The organism is Bradyrhizobium sp. LA6.8 (assembly GCF_040547935.1).
GTDB lineage: Bacteria > Pseudomonadota > Alphaproteobacteria > Rhizobiales > Xanthobacteraceae > Bradyrhizobium > Bradyrhizobium barranii.
In genome coordinates this window covers 120,875-135,849 of record NZ_JBEPQQ010000010.1, presented here as the reverse complement: position 1 = coordinate 135,849, position 14,975 = coordinate 120,875, and the positions used below count along the sequence as shown (strand labels likewise).

Sequence of the window (14,975 nt, the reverse complement as noted above, 5' to 3'; positions counted from 1 at the left end):
GAATGTTCGACGAGATGATGAGACCACAAATCGGAAGGGGGACGCTCGGCGTCATGACGCCCTCACGAGGCGCGCGAGCAGGATATAACCGAGGACGCGGATCATGTAGCTCGCCGACTTCAATCCGTCGATCGAGCTGACGCCGGTCTCGCGCGCCCGCATCTCGACCGGAACTTCGCTGACCGTGAGGCCTGCGCGCATGGCCCAGGCCAGCGAGATCGGCTCCGGAAAATCCGTCGGATACGCTTTTGCGAAGAAGGCGATGGCGGAACGGTCGAGCAAGCGCATGCCGCTGGTCGGATCGGTGATGCGGCCGCCGCTGAAGAGGCCGTTGAGCGCAAGCACGATCAGCCTGATGCCGGCGCGCCGCATGCGCGTGGAGCAGAAACCGGCATGGTCGATGAAGCGGCTTCCGATGGTGATGTTGGTCGGGTCGTTGCGATAGGCCTCCAGAAGCGTCTCGATGGCGCGCGGATCATGCTGCCCGTCGCCGTCGATCTGGATGCAGAAATCAAAATCCTGACGCGCCGCGTATTTGATGCCGGTCTGCACGGCGCCGCCGATGCCGAGATTCTGCGCGAGGCGGGCGACCGGCGAGCGGCAGCTTGCCACCGCGGACGTCGCGTCCGACGAGCCGTCGTCGACGACCAGGGTGTGGTAGCCGCGGCCGGTCGCCGCGATCTCGCTCAGCAGGCCGCCGACCGAGGCCTCCTCGTTGAAGCAGGGAATGATGATGAGGACGCGCGACGTGCCTTGCTGCGGTGCGGCGGCGCCGTTGCGGTACGTGTCAGTTGAACCCAAGCCCAGTCCCATATCGGCCACGTCTGCCTCACCCCCAGAATCCCCACTTTGCTATACTTGCCGGTGCTTTTCCTGTACAGGCGGCGGGCCATTTCAAGCTGCGGGGGCCGCCCGGCGAATGCCGATGAGAGCTGTTAAAGTATTTTTTTCAATTGTGTTTCTGGCAATTCTGGCCAGCAACATCAGGCTGATCTCGCATTGGAGCGAGAGCCGCGGCGTCTATGACGACATCTGCTATCTCAGGCAGGCGCATCTGTTCCAGCGCTTCGGCTGGCAAGGGCTCGACACCAGCCTCGCCCGTGAAACCGACGGCTATCTCGCGGCCAAGTTGCGAAGTATCGATTTTCCGAACTGGAACGAACCGACGCGGGCACCCTGCCACACCCAAACTGCCGACGGCAGCAAATGGGTGATGACGCCACCGCCGGGCACGGGCTTCGTGCTCGCGCGGTTCCCGGAGGGGTTCCAGGTCGTTCCGCTCTATATGCTGGCCAACGCGATCGTCGCCGGCCTTGCGCTGTTCGGCTTGTGGCGGGCGCAGGAGAAGGTCGGCTTGACGCTCGCCGCATTGCTCGGCGCGCTCTCGATCTACTTCATGATCAATCCGACCAAGGCGAGCTATTCGATGGCGCCGACCATGGTCGTCTGCGCGCTGGCGGGTCTGTTCACCGCAAGACTGTTCGTCGATGAAGGCCGGCGCCGCCTGCTGATGGTCGCTGCCGTCGGCGTGCTGCTCGGCCTGTCCGCGAGCTTTCGGATCGCCAACGTGGTTCTGTCGGCCGGCTATTTCCTGTTCTTCGGATTGTCGTTCCTGATCTGGCGTACCCGCGAGACGTTCGTCTCAGGTCTCGCGCTCGGCCTTTCGTTCCTCGTCGGGCTGTTGCCGGTGTTCGCGGCGAACCTGGTCAACTCAGGCAATCCACTGGTCTCGGCCTATGGCGGCCAGGATACGGCCCCGCGGAGCCTCGACCCGGCCGTGCTGTTGGCCTATCTCCGCGACACGCAATTCCCGTTGATCGTGATCGCCTGCGTCGGGACCGCGCTGTTGTGGCGCTTCGCCGGCCCTGGCGGCGTCAGGAAACTCGCGTTGCTGGTGGCGGGCAATCTCGCGCTGAATCTGGCGTTCTTTGCCACGCATCCGGTCTTCACCCAGTACTACGTCATCCCGATCCTGATGCTGTCGCTCTGGACGCTGCTGTTCGCGGCGGTCCTCAGCCGCGGTCCGGCACAGGGTTTTATCGCCCACGAGGCCGATGGACCGCGGCCGTCTGAGATGTTATCCCGCATCTCGCATTGACGCGTTTTCCTGACGCGAACCTGAAACCACTTCGCTCGAAGACGCATGCCGACATGACCGATCTCTCGCTCACCATCCTTCCGGAAGCCGCCGGCGACGCCCAGGCGATCGAACGGCTGCACGAGCGCACCTTCGGCCCCGGCCGTTTCGTGCTCAGCGCTTACCGCATTCGCGAGCACGTCGACCACCTGCTCGAATTGTCCTTCACGGCCCGCATCGGCACGCTGCTGGTCGGCTCGGTCAGGCAATTGCCGGTGCTGGTCGGCGAGACGCAGGCCCTGCTGCTCGGGCCGCTCACCGTCGAGCCGCCGTTCCGCGACCGCGGCATCGGCCGTCTCCTGATGGAGCGCGCGCTGAAGGACGCCAAGGAGAAGGGGCACCGCCTGGTGCTGCTGGTCGGCGACGAGCCCTATTACAGCCGCGTCGGCTTCAAGCCGGTGCCGAAGGGCCGCGTCACCATGCCGGGCCCGGTCGACGCCGCGCGCGTGCTGGTGTTCGAGCTCGTCGACGGCGCTTTCGAGGGCGTGTCGGGGCAGGTCACGCCCGACTGGAGCAAGGCGCGAGGCTAGGGCTACGATACCTCTTGCGGAGTATCCATGATGCAGGTGCGGCCCGCTGATGCCGGCGAAGTCGATCATCTCGCTCAGCTCTGGCACGATGCCTGGCATGGGTCGCATGCCTCGCTAGCGCCACCAGAACTGGTCCGCCTCCGCACGCTCCCGAATTTTCGCGATCGGCTGGCAGTCATGCTGCCCAATGTCCGCGTTGCCGGCCCGGCCGGCGAACCGCTCGGCTTCTGCGCCATCAGGGCGGACGAACTGTACCAGCTCTTCGTGTCGTCGAAGGCGCACGGCGCGGGCGTCGCAGCGGCGCTGATCTCCGACGCAGAGGCCCGCCTTACCGCGCGCGGCGTGGAGCTGGCGTGGCTGGCCTACGCCGTCGGCAACGCGCGCGCTGCGCGGTTCTACGAGAAGAGCGGTTGGCGCAACGCCGGCACCTTCGTGATGATGACGGACACCTCGAACGGGCCGTTCCCCGTCGATCAATGGCGCTTCGAGAAGCGGCTGACGCGCAGCCCGTAGCCCGGAATTCGCTCCGCTCCATCCGGGCTACGGCTCACTCAACGCGCGTGTGTCGGGGCCCGCAGGCCCCGACTGAGTCGCGGCTAGAACTTGAAGTTGGCGAACGCCCGCACGCCGATGCCGGGCATCAGAACCTCGTCCTTGGTGTAGGACACCGAGTTGCGGATGTTTTCGTTGAGGAGATTGTTGCCGACGATGCCGGCCGTCATCTCGCGCGCACCGAACAGACGCGGATCGAGCTTGGTCTTGTAGCTGACCTCGGCCTTCAGCAGATTGTAGCCCGGCGTTGGCGTCTCCGCGATCACGGCGACGTTGTTCTGCGCGAAAGCGTGCAACAGGTTGACGCGCATCAGCCAGTTGTCATCGCGCCAGAACACGCCGCCGCCTATCCGCAGCGGCGGAATGCGCGGCACGTTGGTGCCGTCGGTGAAGGTGGCGCGCACCACGTCGAACTGGTTCTCGATGCCCCAGATGCCGCCCTGGAATGCGCCGACGTCGAGCTGCGACTGGAATTCGCCGCCGCGGAAATTGGCATTGCGTTGCGAATAGACGGCCTGGTTCAACTCGGCGCCCGGCGTGCCGCAGGACGCAAAACTGTCGTCGCACATCACGCCGGTGAGGCGGCGAAAGATGAAATTGTCGAAATGCGTGTAGTAGACGGTCGCCTCGAACCGGAACGGCCCCGTCGCCTTGCGCAGTCCAACCTCGACCGACTCAGCGGTCTCGATCGTGAGGTTCGGATTGCCGATGTCGAACGTCGCGGTCGCATCATGCGCACCGCGCGAGAACAGTTCGGCCGGCTTCGGCGCGCGCTCGACATATTGTGCGGTGATGCTGCCGACCATGCCGCCCGGCAGGTCCTGCAACAGGCCGATGCTGCCGCTCTTCGGCGTGAAGGACGGATTGCGTGCGATGCCCACCTGCGGCGTGCCGTCGGGTAGATAATCCGGCGGGAAGTTCGGCGTCGTGCCGTGCAACTCGACATGCTCGATGCGGCCGGCGATCTGGGCTCGCGTCGCGTCCGTGAACTTGAACTCGTTGAAGGCGTAAGCGGCAACGCGGGTGTTGTTGTTGGGGTCCCACAGGCCGTTGAACAGCGTACCGGGATTGTCAGGGCTCGGTGCGGTCAATTCCTGATGGCCGACCTGAAAGCCCAGCGCCGTCGTCACCTCGGCGAAGCGCGCGTTGAACGGCATCAACTGCACCTCGGTGCGGATCTCCTGCTCCTTGTTGGTGAAGGTCTGCCGCACACCGTCGGTGTTGGGATCGGCGGGATCGGCAAGGCCGATCTCGTTGTGTCGATAATCCGTGGCGCCAGCCCAGAAGCGGATAGTGTCGATCGCGGCTGCATCGGGCCGGTACTCGCCCTTGACGTTGATCTTGGTCTGGTGCGCGTCGATCCGGGTGTTGTGGTCGGCGCCGTCGATGCCGGGGATATGGTAGAGCGAGTCGTTCTGCGTGATCGACGCGCCGATATAGCCGCCCTGGAAGAAGTAGGAGCCGCCGATCGAGGCGCCGTCCGTGCGCGACGCCGAATTGGGCTGGCGCCCGTTTGTGATGGTCCGGGTCTGGTCGGTCAAATAGGGGTAGCTCGGGATGCCGTAATCCGTCGTGTTGCGGCCGTAGACGTCGGCATGGAACGCGAAATTGCCGGTGCCGGTGTCGAGCAGCACGCCGCTCTCGACACCGCGATCGACCGAGCTGAACGCGGAACGCGTCTCGGCCGTGACGCAGGGCGATGTCCCGGCGGTTGCGAGTGGCGCCTTCACCGGCATGCCATAACTCTGGAACGGCTGGGCACCGCAGGTTGGCAGCGCGTCCGGAATCCGGTTGTTGGTCGCGCTGACGACGCCGCCGATCGAGGTCGAGCCGTAGCGCAAGGCGGCCGGCCCGCGCACCACCTCGACCTGGTTGGTCGCGAGCGTATCGATCGGGACGAAGTGATCCTCGCCGAGATCGGATGCGCCGTTCGCATTGGTGCCGTTCTCGACGATGCCGACGCGGTTGACGTCGAGGCCCCGGATGATCGGCCGGCTGGAGGCGCCGGGTGCAAAGCTCGAGCCGGTGATGCCGGGCTTGGAGAACAGCAGATCGCCGAGCTGGCCGCCGCCCTCGCGGCGGATCTCCTCGTTCGGCACCACGGTGACGGTGGCGAACTGGTTGGTGACGATCGGCAGCACGCCCTGCTGGGGCGTGGCGGCCGTCGCTGGCGCCGCCGGCGCAGCTTCCGCCGTGCGTTGCTGGCCGCGCGACCGTCCGGTGCGCGCGACATGGACCGGGCTGCGGGTCGGCACCACCCTGCGCACGATCGGGCTCGGCGCCGTCACGGTGACGGCGGGGATCTCGGTCGATGATTTATCTTGTGCAGGCTGTTGTACCGGCTCTTGGGCGAGCGCCGATGTGGCGGCGGCGCCGAGCAGGAGCAGGCTTGCTCCACCCAGACGCTGCGCGCGTCGCAATTCAAATGACATAGTCCTGATTCCAGTCAGGCGCCGTCCGCAAGATTTGGTGCTGATCGGAGGCGGCCTGCCGTCGCAGCGCGACGGAATTCGACTTCAACTTCTCCCGTGCGTTCGCCTGAAAGCGGCGAGCCGGGCGTGATCAAGTGATGTCTGGAGTCAGGACGCGGGAGGGGCGCGGGGCTGGAACGCCGTGCCGGCCGATTTCAGATGGACGAATTCGGCATCGGTGGTGAGCTGAAGCAGCTCGATCGCCTGCGGCAGCAGGAGCACAGGCGGCGTCGCGGATACGACGGTACCCGCCATCGCGACGACGGCGCAGATCGCGCAATTGTCCTCGCCCGGCTGCTCCCGGTCGGGGCCGGCGGGCGATTGCTTCTGGACCGCGGCGCGGTCGATCGAAGCGATGCTCTTGCCGCTGTCGGTCTGCTGGAGCGAGGACTGGGCGAGGGGAGCGGCCTGGGCGAACCAATGGCTGTGGCCGAACGCCAACGCGAACTGCACCAGCATCGCGAACAACGCGAGCCGGGCGCCGTGTCTGATATTCGACCGGAACCACTTCATCTGGAAAAGCCACCCCACATCGCGAGGCGCCGATCCCCTCGGCTTCCTGCGATGTTATAATGTAACATCGCAGGAACGGTCAGCTTATGTCAACGGAAGTCAGACGATCTCGCGCGGGTGGCCGCGCGATGTGTCGTTCAGGCAACTAACGCCCTTCGCGGACCCAGGTCGCGGCAAACGCGCCGAGCAGCAGCAGCAGGCCGATCAGGCCGGCGAAGATCGGCAGCACGCCGACGCCCTTCACGACACTGGCGTCACGCATCCGCACGCCCATCCAGCCATCGCCGGCGAAGACGCTCGCCGAACGCACCGGCACGATGCGCGGCAGCTCGACGCTGGTGCCGTCGACCACGCGCACGGCATTGCCGCCGGTCGCCTGCGTCAGCGGCTTCAGCGTTTCGGTCGTCGAGGTGACTTCCGAAAACTCCTTCGGATTGGTCGGACCGACATTGATCAGCGCCTTCAGCGTGCCGTCGGTCGCCTGCCACAGGCCGAGCTCGCTGGCCGGCAGGCTGGCGCGCCACTCGCCGGGATCGGCAGGCGCGAGCGTCAGGTCCTGCGATACGCCGGACGGCGAGGTCACGCTGACCGGCTGGACACTGTCCGACATGGTCTGGCGCACCACGACGAGGTCCTTGCCCTGCACCTGGAGGCGCAGCGCCTCTTCATCGAGGTCCGGCTGCTTCATCAGCCAGTGCGACATCCGCCGCAGCAGGTCGAGATGCGGGCCGCCGCCTTCATAGCCGCGCGCCCATAGCCAGATATGGTCGGAGAGCAAGAGCGCGACGCGGCCCTCGCCGAAGCGCGACAGGAACAGGAGCGGCTTGCCGTCGACGCCCGTCATCACCGGCGGGTTGACCGCATTGCGGGTGTCGACGGTGCGGAAGAACCGGCTCCAGCGCGGTGGCTCGGAGGCCGAGCCTTCGAGGCCGCGCGTGACCGGATGGCGTTTGCCGATCTCCGACAGATGCGCATAGAACGGCTTTTCGGTCACGCCGACGGGTTCTGCCGGCAGCACCGAATCCAGCGGCGTGCGCCAGATGCTGGTGTTGGAGGCATAGTCGGGGCCGGCCGAGACCAGCACCGCGCCGCCCGCGCGGACATAACGCGCGATGTTGTCGAAATAGGCGATCGGCAGCACGCCCTGGCGGGCGTAGCGGTCGAAGATGATCAGCTGGAATTCGTTGATCTTCTGCTGGAACAGCTCGCGGGTCGGAAACGCGATCAGCGACAGCTCGTTGATCGGCGTGCCGTCCTGCTTCTCCGGCGGACGCAGAATGGTGAAGTGCACGAGGTCGACGCTGGCGTCGGACTTCAGCAGGTTGCGCCAGGTGCGCTCGCCGGAATGCGGCTCGCCCGAGACCAGCAGCACGCGCAGCTTGTCGCGCACGCCGTCGATGGCGACGACGGCGCGGTTGTTCACCGGCGTCAGCTCTTTCTCGAGCGGCGAGGCCTCGATCTCGACGATGTTGGGGCCGGCATGCTTGATGTCGACGTCGACACTCGCGCTCTGGCCGCTTCCTAGCGTGCGCTCGCCCAGGACCTCGCCGTCCCTGCGGATCGTGACCTTGGCGCGCTCGCCGGTGACGCCCTGGTCGTCGAGGCGGTAGGTGATGGTCTGGGTCTGTCCGACGATGCCGAAGCGCGGCGCGGCCGTGATCGCGATGCGGCGGTCGCGCTCGTCCTTCTGCCCGGTGATCAGCGCGTGCACCGGCGCCTGGAAGCCGAGCCCGGCGGTGTTGGCCGGGATGTCGTGGACCCGGCCGTCGGTGATCAGGAACGCGCCGGCGACACGGTCGACCGGCACGTCCGACAGCGCGGTGGCCAGCGCCCCGAACAGTTTTGTGCCGTCGGTCTCGCCATCGGCCTGTCCGGCGTCGACGACGCGGACCTCGAGGCCCTTGATCTTCTTCAGGCTGTCGACCAGCGCTTCCTGAGCTTGCGCGGCCTCGCGATTGCGGTTGCCGAAATTCTGGCTCGGGCTCTTGTCGACCACGACGGCGGCGACCGAGGTGAGGGGATCGCGGTCCTCGCGGGTGAAGGAGGGATTGGCGAGCGCCAGCAGGAACAGCGCCAGCGCGGCCACGCGCACGGCTGCGCCGCGCGCACGCGCCACCAGCAGCACGAGCGCAACGACCACGATCGCTGCGAGCGCGAGCCACAGGACGATCGCGGGAACAAGCGGCGTGAACGCAATGCCGTAATTCATGTCGATCCTATTGCCCCAGCCGTTCGATCAGGGCCGGTGCGTGCACCTGGTCGGCCTTGTAGTTGCCGGTCAGGGTGTACATCACGATGTTGGCGCCGGCGCGGTAGGCGAATTCGCGCTGGCGGGCGTCGCCGCCGGACATCGGCAGCATGAACTGACCGTCGAGCCGCTGCGCCCAGGCGCCGGCCAGATCGTTCGAGGTGATGATGATGGGCGAGACGCCGTCGCCGCCGCGGGCCGGCCGCTGCGCGCTGTCGTCGTCCTCGTCGCGCGGCAAGGCCTCGACCCAGGTCTGGCCGGTGCTGAAACGGCCCGGGAAGTCGCGCAGCAGATAAAAGGTCTTGGTCAGCACGTGCTCGCGCGGCACCGGTTCGAGCTCGGGCACGTCGAGCGACGACAGGATCTCGCGCAGCGTCTGCATGCCCGGGGTCTGTGCGGCGCCGTTCTCGCCGGGCGGCGCTTCGATCGCGTCGCGGGTGTCGAACAGCACTGTGCCGCCCTGCTTCATGTAGGCGTCGATCTTGTTGATGGCATCCTGCGGCGGCTTGGGTGCGCCCGGCACGATCGGCCAGTAGATCAGCGGGAAGAAGGCGAGCTCGTCGCGTCCGGGATCGATGCCGACGGGATCGCCGGCCTCCAGCGCGGTGCGCTGCGCCAGGAATTGCGTCAGACCGGACATGCCGGCCTTGACGATGGAATCGACGTCGGCATTGCCGGTGACGACATAGGCGAGGCGGGTTTGCGACACTGCCTTCATGGCGAACTCGTCGGAGGCGCCATCGGCGCGCGACGGCGCGGGCGCAAGCGACATGAGGCCTGCAAGCGCCAGCCCGACGACGATCATGGCTGTCGCGGCGCGCCGGCGCAGCAGCGCGGCGATCCCGCCGCCGAGCACCGCGACGATGATGGCGTCGATCAGGAACAGCGCGAGCGCCGTCGACAGCAGCCAGCCGCGCAGGTCGCGCGGCTCGGCATTGGTGTAGGTCGCGTGCCGGGCGCGCAGGCCCGCGGTGTTCAGCGCTGCGATGCGGTCGGAAGCTGCGAGCGTGTTCACGGCGAGCGGTCCTTCTGCCGGACCATAGAAGCCGGGCGGATGATCAGGCGTAGCGCGGTCGCGATAATCCGCGGGCAGCGGCTTTGCGGTGGCCGGCGGCGGACCGAACGCGCCGAAGCCGTCGAGGATGTGCAGCGGCGCCACCGTCTCGGTGCTCGCCTCGGCCGCGACTCCGGGCCCGGGCTTGGCGGTGTAGCCGGACATGTCGACGACCCGGCGCAGCATTTCGACGAAGGTGCCCGACATCGGCAGGTCAGACCAGCGCATGTCGGCGCTGACGTGGAACAGGCTGACCAGGCCCTTGCCGCGATGCTCGCCGGTGACGAGCGGCGTGCCGTCTTCCAGCGAGGCCCAGCTCTTGGTGGCGAGCACCGCGTCGGGCTCGGCCAGCACCTGGCGGTTCACGGTAACGTCCTTGGGGACTGCGACGCCGGCAAACGGGCCATTCGCCGCGAAGGCGGCGAGATGCTGCGGCTTCTCCCAGGTCAGGCTGCCGCCGAGCGTGCGGCCGCCCTTGCGCAGCTTGACCGGCACGAGATCGTCCTCGGCCTGCGCGAGCCTTGGACCGGCGAAGCGCACCAGCACGCCGCCCTGGTCGATCCAGGCGTTGAGGCGCTCGCGGATTTCAGGAGCGACGGTGCCGACATCGGCGAGGATGATCATCGGCAGCTTCTGGTCGAGGAATTGGGTGATGCCCTGCTGCGGCGAGCCCCGGTCAGCGAGCCGTACGTCGGCGAACGGCGCCAGCGCACGGGTCAGGTAGAAGGTCGGCGCCAGCAGCGGCTGCGCGGTCTCGCTGGTCGTGCCGGTGACGATGCCGATGGCGCGGCGGCGCCACCGCTTGTCGAGCAGTTGCACCGCGCCGGCCGAACGCTCGCCCGATATCTCGAGCCGCGTGATGTCGTTGCGCAGCTCGACCGGCAGGTCGAACGAGGCTTCGGTCTCCTTGTCCTGCAGGGCGAACGAATAACGTGCTTCGCCGATCGGCGAGGACTTCTGGTCCAGCGCGCGCACGGTGCCGACGGCGATGCCGCTGTCGGTGCGCAGCACCTTCACCGTCATCTTGGCGGCGGCGTTCTCGGCGGCGACGAGCGCCAGCGGGGAGGACGTGCCGCCTTCGAACACTGTCAGGCTGCGATCTCCGATGGTCTTGCCAAGGCCCTGCACGAAATCCTCGCCACGGCCGGTATCGACGCCATCCGAGAGCCAGGCGATCTCGCAGTCGCCGGTGGCCTTCAGGAAGCGGTCGATGGCGGTCAGGGTTTCAACGCGATCGATCGAGTAGGGCTTTGGCGCGAGCTGGCGCAATGCGACCCGCGCCGCACCCGCCGGCATCAGGGTGATGTCGCGGTTCGGCTCGGACAGCGGCACCAGCGCGATGGCGCGGCGGTCGTTGTCGGCATTGGCGATCAGCTCGTCGGCGGCCCTGACCCTGACATCCCAGTGCGATGCGGCGCTCCAGCCGTCGTCGAACATGATCATCAGCGGCGCCTTGCTGCCGGCGGCGCCGGTCTGCGGATTCCAGATCGGGCCGGCGGCGGCGAAAATGACGAGGGCCGCAGCCAGGAGCCGCAGCGCGGTCAGCCACCACGGCGTCCGTGAGGGCGTCTCTTCCCTTGGTGCGATGTCGAACAGCAGGCGCGTCGGCGGAAACTCGATGCGGCGCGGCCGCGGCGGCATCACGCGCAGCAGCCACCACAGCACCGGCAGGCTGACGAGGCCGATCAGGAGCAGCGGTTCGGTGAAGGCGAGCGGCAATCCCATCATGCGGCCGGCCCCACCTTGATCGTCGTGGTGCGGGTGCCCGATTTGCTCACCTGCATGCCGGCATGCAGGAACAGCAAGAGCTCGGCGGCGGAGCGGTCGGTCGCATGGGTCGTGAACAGCCAGTTGAGTCTGCTGGTCTCGGCGCGGATCTGGTCGCGGTGCAGCGCGAGCCGCGCGGTGTAGTCCTGTGCCCAGGTCTCGGCGCGGCCCGCCGTGATCACGCCGAAGCCCTCGGGCTCGACGAACTCGACGCGGCCGGAATAAGGGAATGACTCTTCGGCGGGATCGACCACCTGCACCATCGTGCCATGCGCGCCGGAGCCGGACAGGCCCGCGAGCGTGGATTTGATCTCCGCGATCGGCGACCAGAAATCCGACAGCACGATGATCTCGGCGAGCGCGGAAGGCACGAAGGACGGCGGCAGGCTCAGCCGGTCGGCATCGTCATGCAGCATCGCCTGCGCCATCTTGTCGATGACGCTGCGGCTCGCGGTCGGCGCCATCAGTCCGGGAATGCCGACGCGTTCGCCGCCCGAGACCAGCAGCTCGGCCAGCGCGAAGGCAACGATCAGCGTCCGCTCGAGCTTGGATTCGCGCGCGGTCTTGGAGGCGAACGCCATCGAGGGCGAGCGGTCGGGCCAGATCCACACCGTGTGCGAGGCTTCCCATTCAAGCTCGCGCACATACAGATGGTCGTCACGCGCCGAGCGGCGCCAGTCGACGTTCTGCGCCGGCTCGCCGGAGACGAAGCGGCGGTATTGCCAGAAATTTTCGCCGGAACCGGCGCGGCGCCTTCCGTGCAGGCCGTGGATGACGTTGGCGGCGATACGGCGGGCTTCGAGCACCAGGCGCGGCAGCGAAGCGGCGAGCGTACGGCTTTCGCCATCGGCACGTCGGATCGCGATGATCTCCTTCGCTGTGTGCCCGTTGTCTGCGGCCATCAACCGATCCGAGCCTTCAATTGTTTGATCACGTCCGGAATCGTGCGGCCTTCGGCGCGCGCCTGGAACGTCAGCGCCATGCGGTGCTTCAATATGGGCTCGGCGAGGTCGAGCACGTCGTCGATCGAGGGCGCCAGGCGTCCGTCGATCAGCGCGCGTGCGCGCACGGCGAGCATCAAGGATTGGCTGGCGCGCGGGCCGGGACCCCAGGCGATGAACTTGCCGGTCTCGCCGCTCTCCTCGCCCGGACGGGCCGAGCGGACCAGCGACAGGATCGCCTCCACCACGGAATCGCCGACCGGCAGACGGCGGATCAGCCGCTGCGCGGTGATCAGCGCATCTGCGTTCATCGATCCCTTCGCCAGCGTCTCCTCGGCACCCGTGGTCTCGAACAGGATGCGGCGCTCGGCGTCGCGATCGGGATAGTCGACGTCGATCTCCATCAGGAAGCGGTCGAGCTGGGCTTCCGGCAGCGGATAGGTGCCTTCCTGCTCCAGCGGGTTCTGCGTGGCGAGCACGTGGAACGGCTTCGGCAGGTCGTGACGCGCGCCGGCGACGGTGATGTGCTGCTCCTGCATAGCCTGGAGCAGCGCCGACTGCGTGCGCGGGCTGGCGCGGTTGATCTCGTCGGCCATTAGGAGCTGCGCGAACACGGGACCGGAGATGAAGCGGAAGGAGCGCTTGCCGGCGGTGCTCTCGTCGAGCACTTCGGCGCCGAGAATGTCCGACGGCATCAAATCGGGCGTGAACTGGATGCGCTTGGCGTCGAGGCCCAGCGTGATGCCGAGCGTCTCGACCAGCTTGGTCTTGGCGAGGCCGGGCACGCCGATCAGCAGCGCATGGCCGCCGGAAAGGATGGTGACGAGCGTGTTCTCGATCACCCGATCCTGGCCGAAGATGACGGACGCGATTGCGTCTTTCGCCGCGCGGATCTGGCTCGACACCTGCTCGGCCGAACGGACGATTCCGTCTTCCAGTTTCTCGACACTTTCCGCCATCCGTCAGCTCCTTAAGTCCGCCACGCGGCCCGCTTGCGTCGTCAGATCATCACAAGTCGCACATGGGCCCTATGCTAGACTTGCAGGAAGGCCATGTATTCGTTGAATTAACCTATCCCCACCTTATCGGCTTAGGGATATGTAGGGCATCACGAAGTGGCGACCTCCACACCGGGTTAATCCGGTGTGGAACCGCGCACCCGGGTACAACGTAAAACCTGCACCAATCGTGCCAACAGACAAAGTCAGGGCAAACCATGGCGAACCAAGGGCAGAGCGCCGATCGAGGTCTTGAGGGGCTGACTGCCGCCGCCAAAAGTGCCGCCAATGCCGAAGGCGCCAAGAAGGGCCTGCCGCCGGTGCATCTGTGGAATCCGCCGTTTTGCGGCGATCTCGACATCCGAATCGCGTCCGACGGTACTTGGTTCTACATGGGCACGCCGATCGGCCGCCCTGCGCTGGTTCGCCTGTTCTCGACGGTCCTGAAGCGCGAAGGCGACAAGCACTTCCTCGTCACGCCTGTGGAGAAGGTCGGCATTCGCGTCGACGACGCGCCGTTCATGGCGGTCGAGATGCAGAAGGACGGCGAGGACAACCATCGCGTGCTCCGCTTCCGCACCAATGTCGACGACTGGGTCACCTGCGATGCCGCGCACCGGTTGCGCTTCGAGCAGGCCAGGGAGGGCGGGCTGACGCCATACCTGCATGTCCGCGCCGATCTCTGGGCCAAGGTTACCCGCGCGCTCTACTACGATCTGGTTGACATGGGTGAAGAGCGGATGGTCGATGGCCAGCCGATGTTCGGCGTCGAGTCGGCCGGCGAATTCTTCGCCATGGCCGACGCGGAGCAGGTGAGGGCCGCACTTTGAACAAGCCTATCCTGAAGAGTGGTCCGGTCGTGATCGGCGCGGCCGATTTCTTCGCCCGATCCAGGGCGAGGCTCGGCTTCGACGTGCCGCCCGGCCTCTACGATCCGAACATCATCCCGGCCTCGGGCGATCCCGGCACCGACAAGATGCTCGAGATCGTCGCGCGCGAGCAGCCGGTGCGGCCGGCTGCGGTGCTGATCGCCGTGGTCGACCGTCCCGAGCCGACCATCCTGCTGACGCAGCGCTCGGCGCATCTCAACGACCACGCCGGCCAGATCGCCTTCCCCGGCGGCAAGATCGACGCGATCGACGCCTCGCCGCTCGATGCGGCTTTGCGCGAGGCCGAGGAGGAGGTCGGCCTGTCCAGAGACTTCGTCGAGCCGATCGGCTATCTCGATCTCTACGGCACCGCTTTCGGCTTCCGCATCCTGCCGACGGTCGCCAAGGTGCGGCCTGGCTTCGAGCTCACCATCAACCATTCGGAGGTTGATGATGCCTTCGAGGTGCCGCTATCCTTCCTGATGAACCCGGTGAACCACCAGGTGCACAGCAAGGAATTCCGCGGCATGGAGCGGTTTTATTACGCGATGCCGTTCGCGGAACGCTACATCTGGGGTGCGACGGCCGGAATGTTGCGTGTGCTGTATGAGCGGATCTACTCATCATGATCCGGCCGGTTCTGACCGAGATCGGAATTTTCCTCATCCCCTTTGCCGTCTATGCGCTGTTCCTGGCCGCCACCCGCTCCGGCCTGTTCGCGCGATCGTCCTGGCCGGTCACCGTCGTCGCGCGCCTTGTCCTGGCCGCGCTCGTGCTTGTCATCGCGGGGCTGATCGGCTTCGCGCATTTCTCCGGCGCCGCACCAGATTCGACCTACGTTCCCGCCCATATCGAGAACGGCAGGCTCGTGCCGGGCGTGGAAAAATAGGGGCTG

The 14,975-nt window shown here is 66.8% G+C and carries 13 protein-coding genes; 6 read left to right on the top strand and 7 right to left on the bottom strand.

Features of this window, described 5'->3' with window-relative positions; translation table 11 throughout:
- Positions 1-51 precede the first annotated feature (51 nt).
- A complete protein-coding gene (locus tag ABIA90_RS36780; RefSeq protein ID WP_354121027.1) occupies positions 52-801 on the bottom strand; it encodes a glycosyltransferase family 2 protein in 750 nt (249 codons plus the stop codon).
- Between the two features lie 124 nt (positions 802-925).
- Between ABIA90_RS36780 and ABIA90_RS36775 the strand changes: the two genes are divergently transcribed.
- The 3 genes from ABIA90_RS36775 to ABIA90_RS36765 are packed head-to-tail and all read left to right on the top strand — an operon-like array spanning position 926 to position 3,180.
- The gene (locus ABIA90_RS36775; RefSeq protein WP_354121026.1) at positions 926-2,098 is read left to right on the top strand and encodes a hypothetical protein; all 1,173 of its coding nucleotides are present in this window, start codon (positions 926-928) and stop codon (positions 2,096-2,098) included.
- 53 nt (positions 2,099-2,151) lie between these two features.
- On the top strand, positions 2,152-2,667 hold the full coding sequence (locus ABIA90_RS36770; protein WP_063986635.1) for a GNAT family N-acetyltransferase: 516 nt from the start codon (positions 2,152-2,154) through the stop codon (positions 2,665-2,667).
- Between the two features lie 30 nt (positions 2,668-2,697).
- Entirely contained in the window at positions 2,698-3,180 is a 483-nt protein-coding gene (locus tag ABIA90_RS36765; protein WP_354121137.1) for a GNAT family N-acetyltransferase, read from the top strand.
- Positions 3,181-3,263: 83 nt separating this feature from the next.
- On the opposite strand, the gene ABIA90_RS36760 is transcribed toward ABIA90_RS36765, so the two are convergent.
- The 6 genes from ABIA90_RS36760 to ABIA90_RS36735 form a co-directional block, all read right to left on the bottom strand.
- Positions 3,264-5,651 (bottom strand): TonB-dependent receptor, encoded by a 2,388-nt coding sequence (locus tag ABIA90_RS36760; protein WP_354121025.1) that lies wholly within the window; start codon positions 5,649-5,651, stop codon positions 3,264-3,266.
- Between the two features lie 147 nt (positions 5,652-5,798).
- Positions 5,799-6,203: a DUF2946 domain-containing protein gene (locus ABIA90_RS36755; RefSeq protein ID WP_354121024.1), complete on the bottom strand. Its 405-nt coding sequence runs from the start codon at positions 6,201-6,203 to the stop codon at positions 5,799-5,801.
- 145 nt (positions 6,204-6,348) lie between these two features.
- Positions 6,349-8,412, bottom strand: a complete 2,064-nt coding sequence (locus tag ABIA90_RS36750; RefSeq protein ID WP_166350186.1) for a hypothetical protein — start codon at positions 8,410-8,412, stop codon at positions 6,349-6,351.
- A 7-nt stretch (positions 8,413-8,419) separates the two neighbouring features.
- Positions 8,420-11,233, bottom strand: a complete 2,814-nt coding sequence (locus ABIA90_RS36745; RefSeq protein WP_135216915.1) for a DUF4159 domain-containing protein — start codon at positions 11,231-11,233, stop codon at positions 8,420-8,422.
- Positions 11,230-12,174, bottom strand: a complete 945-nt coding sequence (locus ABIA90_RS36740; RefSeq protein WP_028148638.1) for a DUF58 domain-containing protein — start codon at positions 12,172-12,174, stop codon at positions 11,230-11,232. Before ABIA90_RS36740 ends, ABIA90_RS36745 begins: the two co-directional genes overlap by 4 nt.
- Positions 12,174-13,172 (bottom strand): AAA family ATPase, encoded by a 999-nt coding sequence (locus ABIA90_RS36735; RefSeq protein WP_071916189.1) that lies wholly within the window; start codon positions 13,170-13,172, stop codon positions 12,174-12,176. The genes ABIA90_RS36740 and ABIA90_RS36735 overlap by 1 nt, the downstream gene beginning before the upstream one ends.
- A gap of 257 nt (positions 13,173-13,429) precedes the next feature.
- Between ABIA90_RS36735 and ABIA90_RS36730 the strand changes: the two genes are divergently transcribed.
- Genes ABIA90_RS36730 through ABIA90_RS36720 form a run of 3 tightly spaced genes read left to right on the top strand, consistent with a single transcriptional unit; the run spans position 13,430 to position 14,969 of the window.
- Entirely contained in the window at positions 13,430-14,041 is a 612-nt protein-coding gene (locus tag ABIA90_RS36730; protein WP_208085092.1) for a DUF1285 domain-containing protein, read from the top strand.
- Positions 14,038-14,709 (top strand): CoA pyrophosphatase, encoded by a 672-nt coding sequence (locus ABIA90_RS36725; protein WP_354121023.1) that lies wholly within the window; start codon positions 14,038-14,040, stop codon positions 14,707-14,709. Before ABIA90_RS36730 ends, ABIA90_RS36725 begins: the two co-directional genes overlap by 4 nt.
- A complete protein-coding gene (locus tag ABIA90_RS36720) occupies positions 14,706-14,969 on the top strand; it encodes a DUF6111 family protein (protein ID WP_014497409.1) in 264 nt (87 codons plus the stop codon). Before ABIA90_RS36725 ends, ABIA90_RS36720 begins: the two co-directional genes overlap by 4 nt.
- The last annotated feature ends 6 nt before the right edge of the window (positions 14,970-14,975 follow it).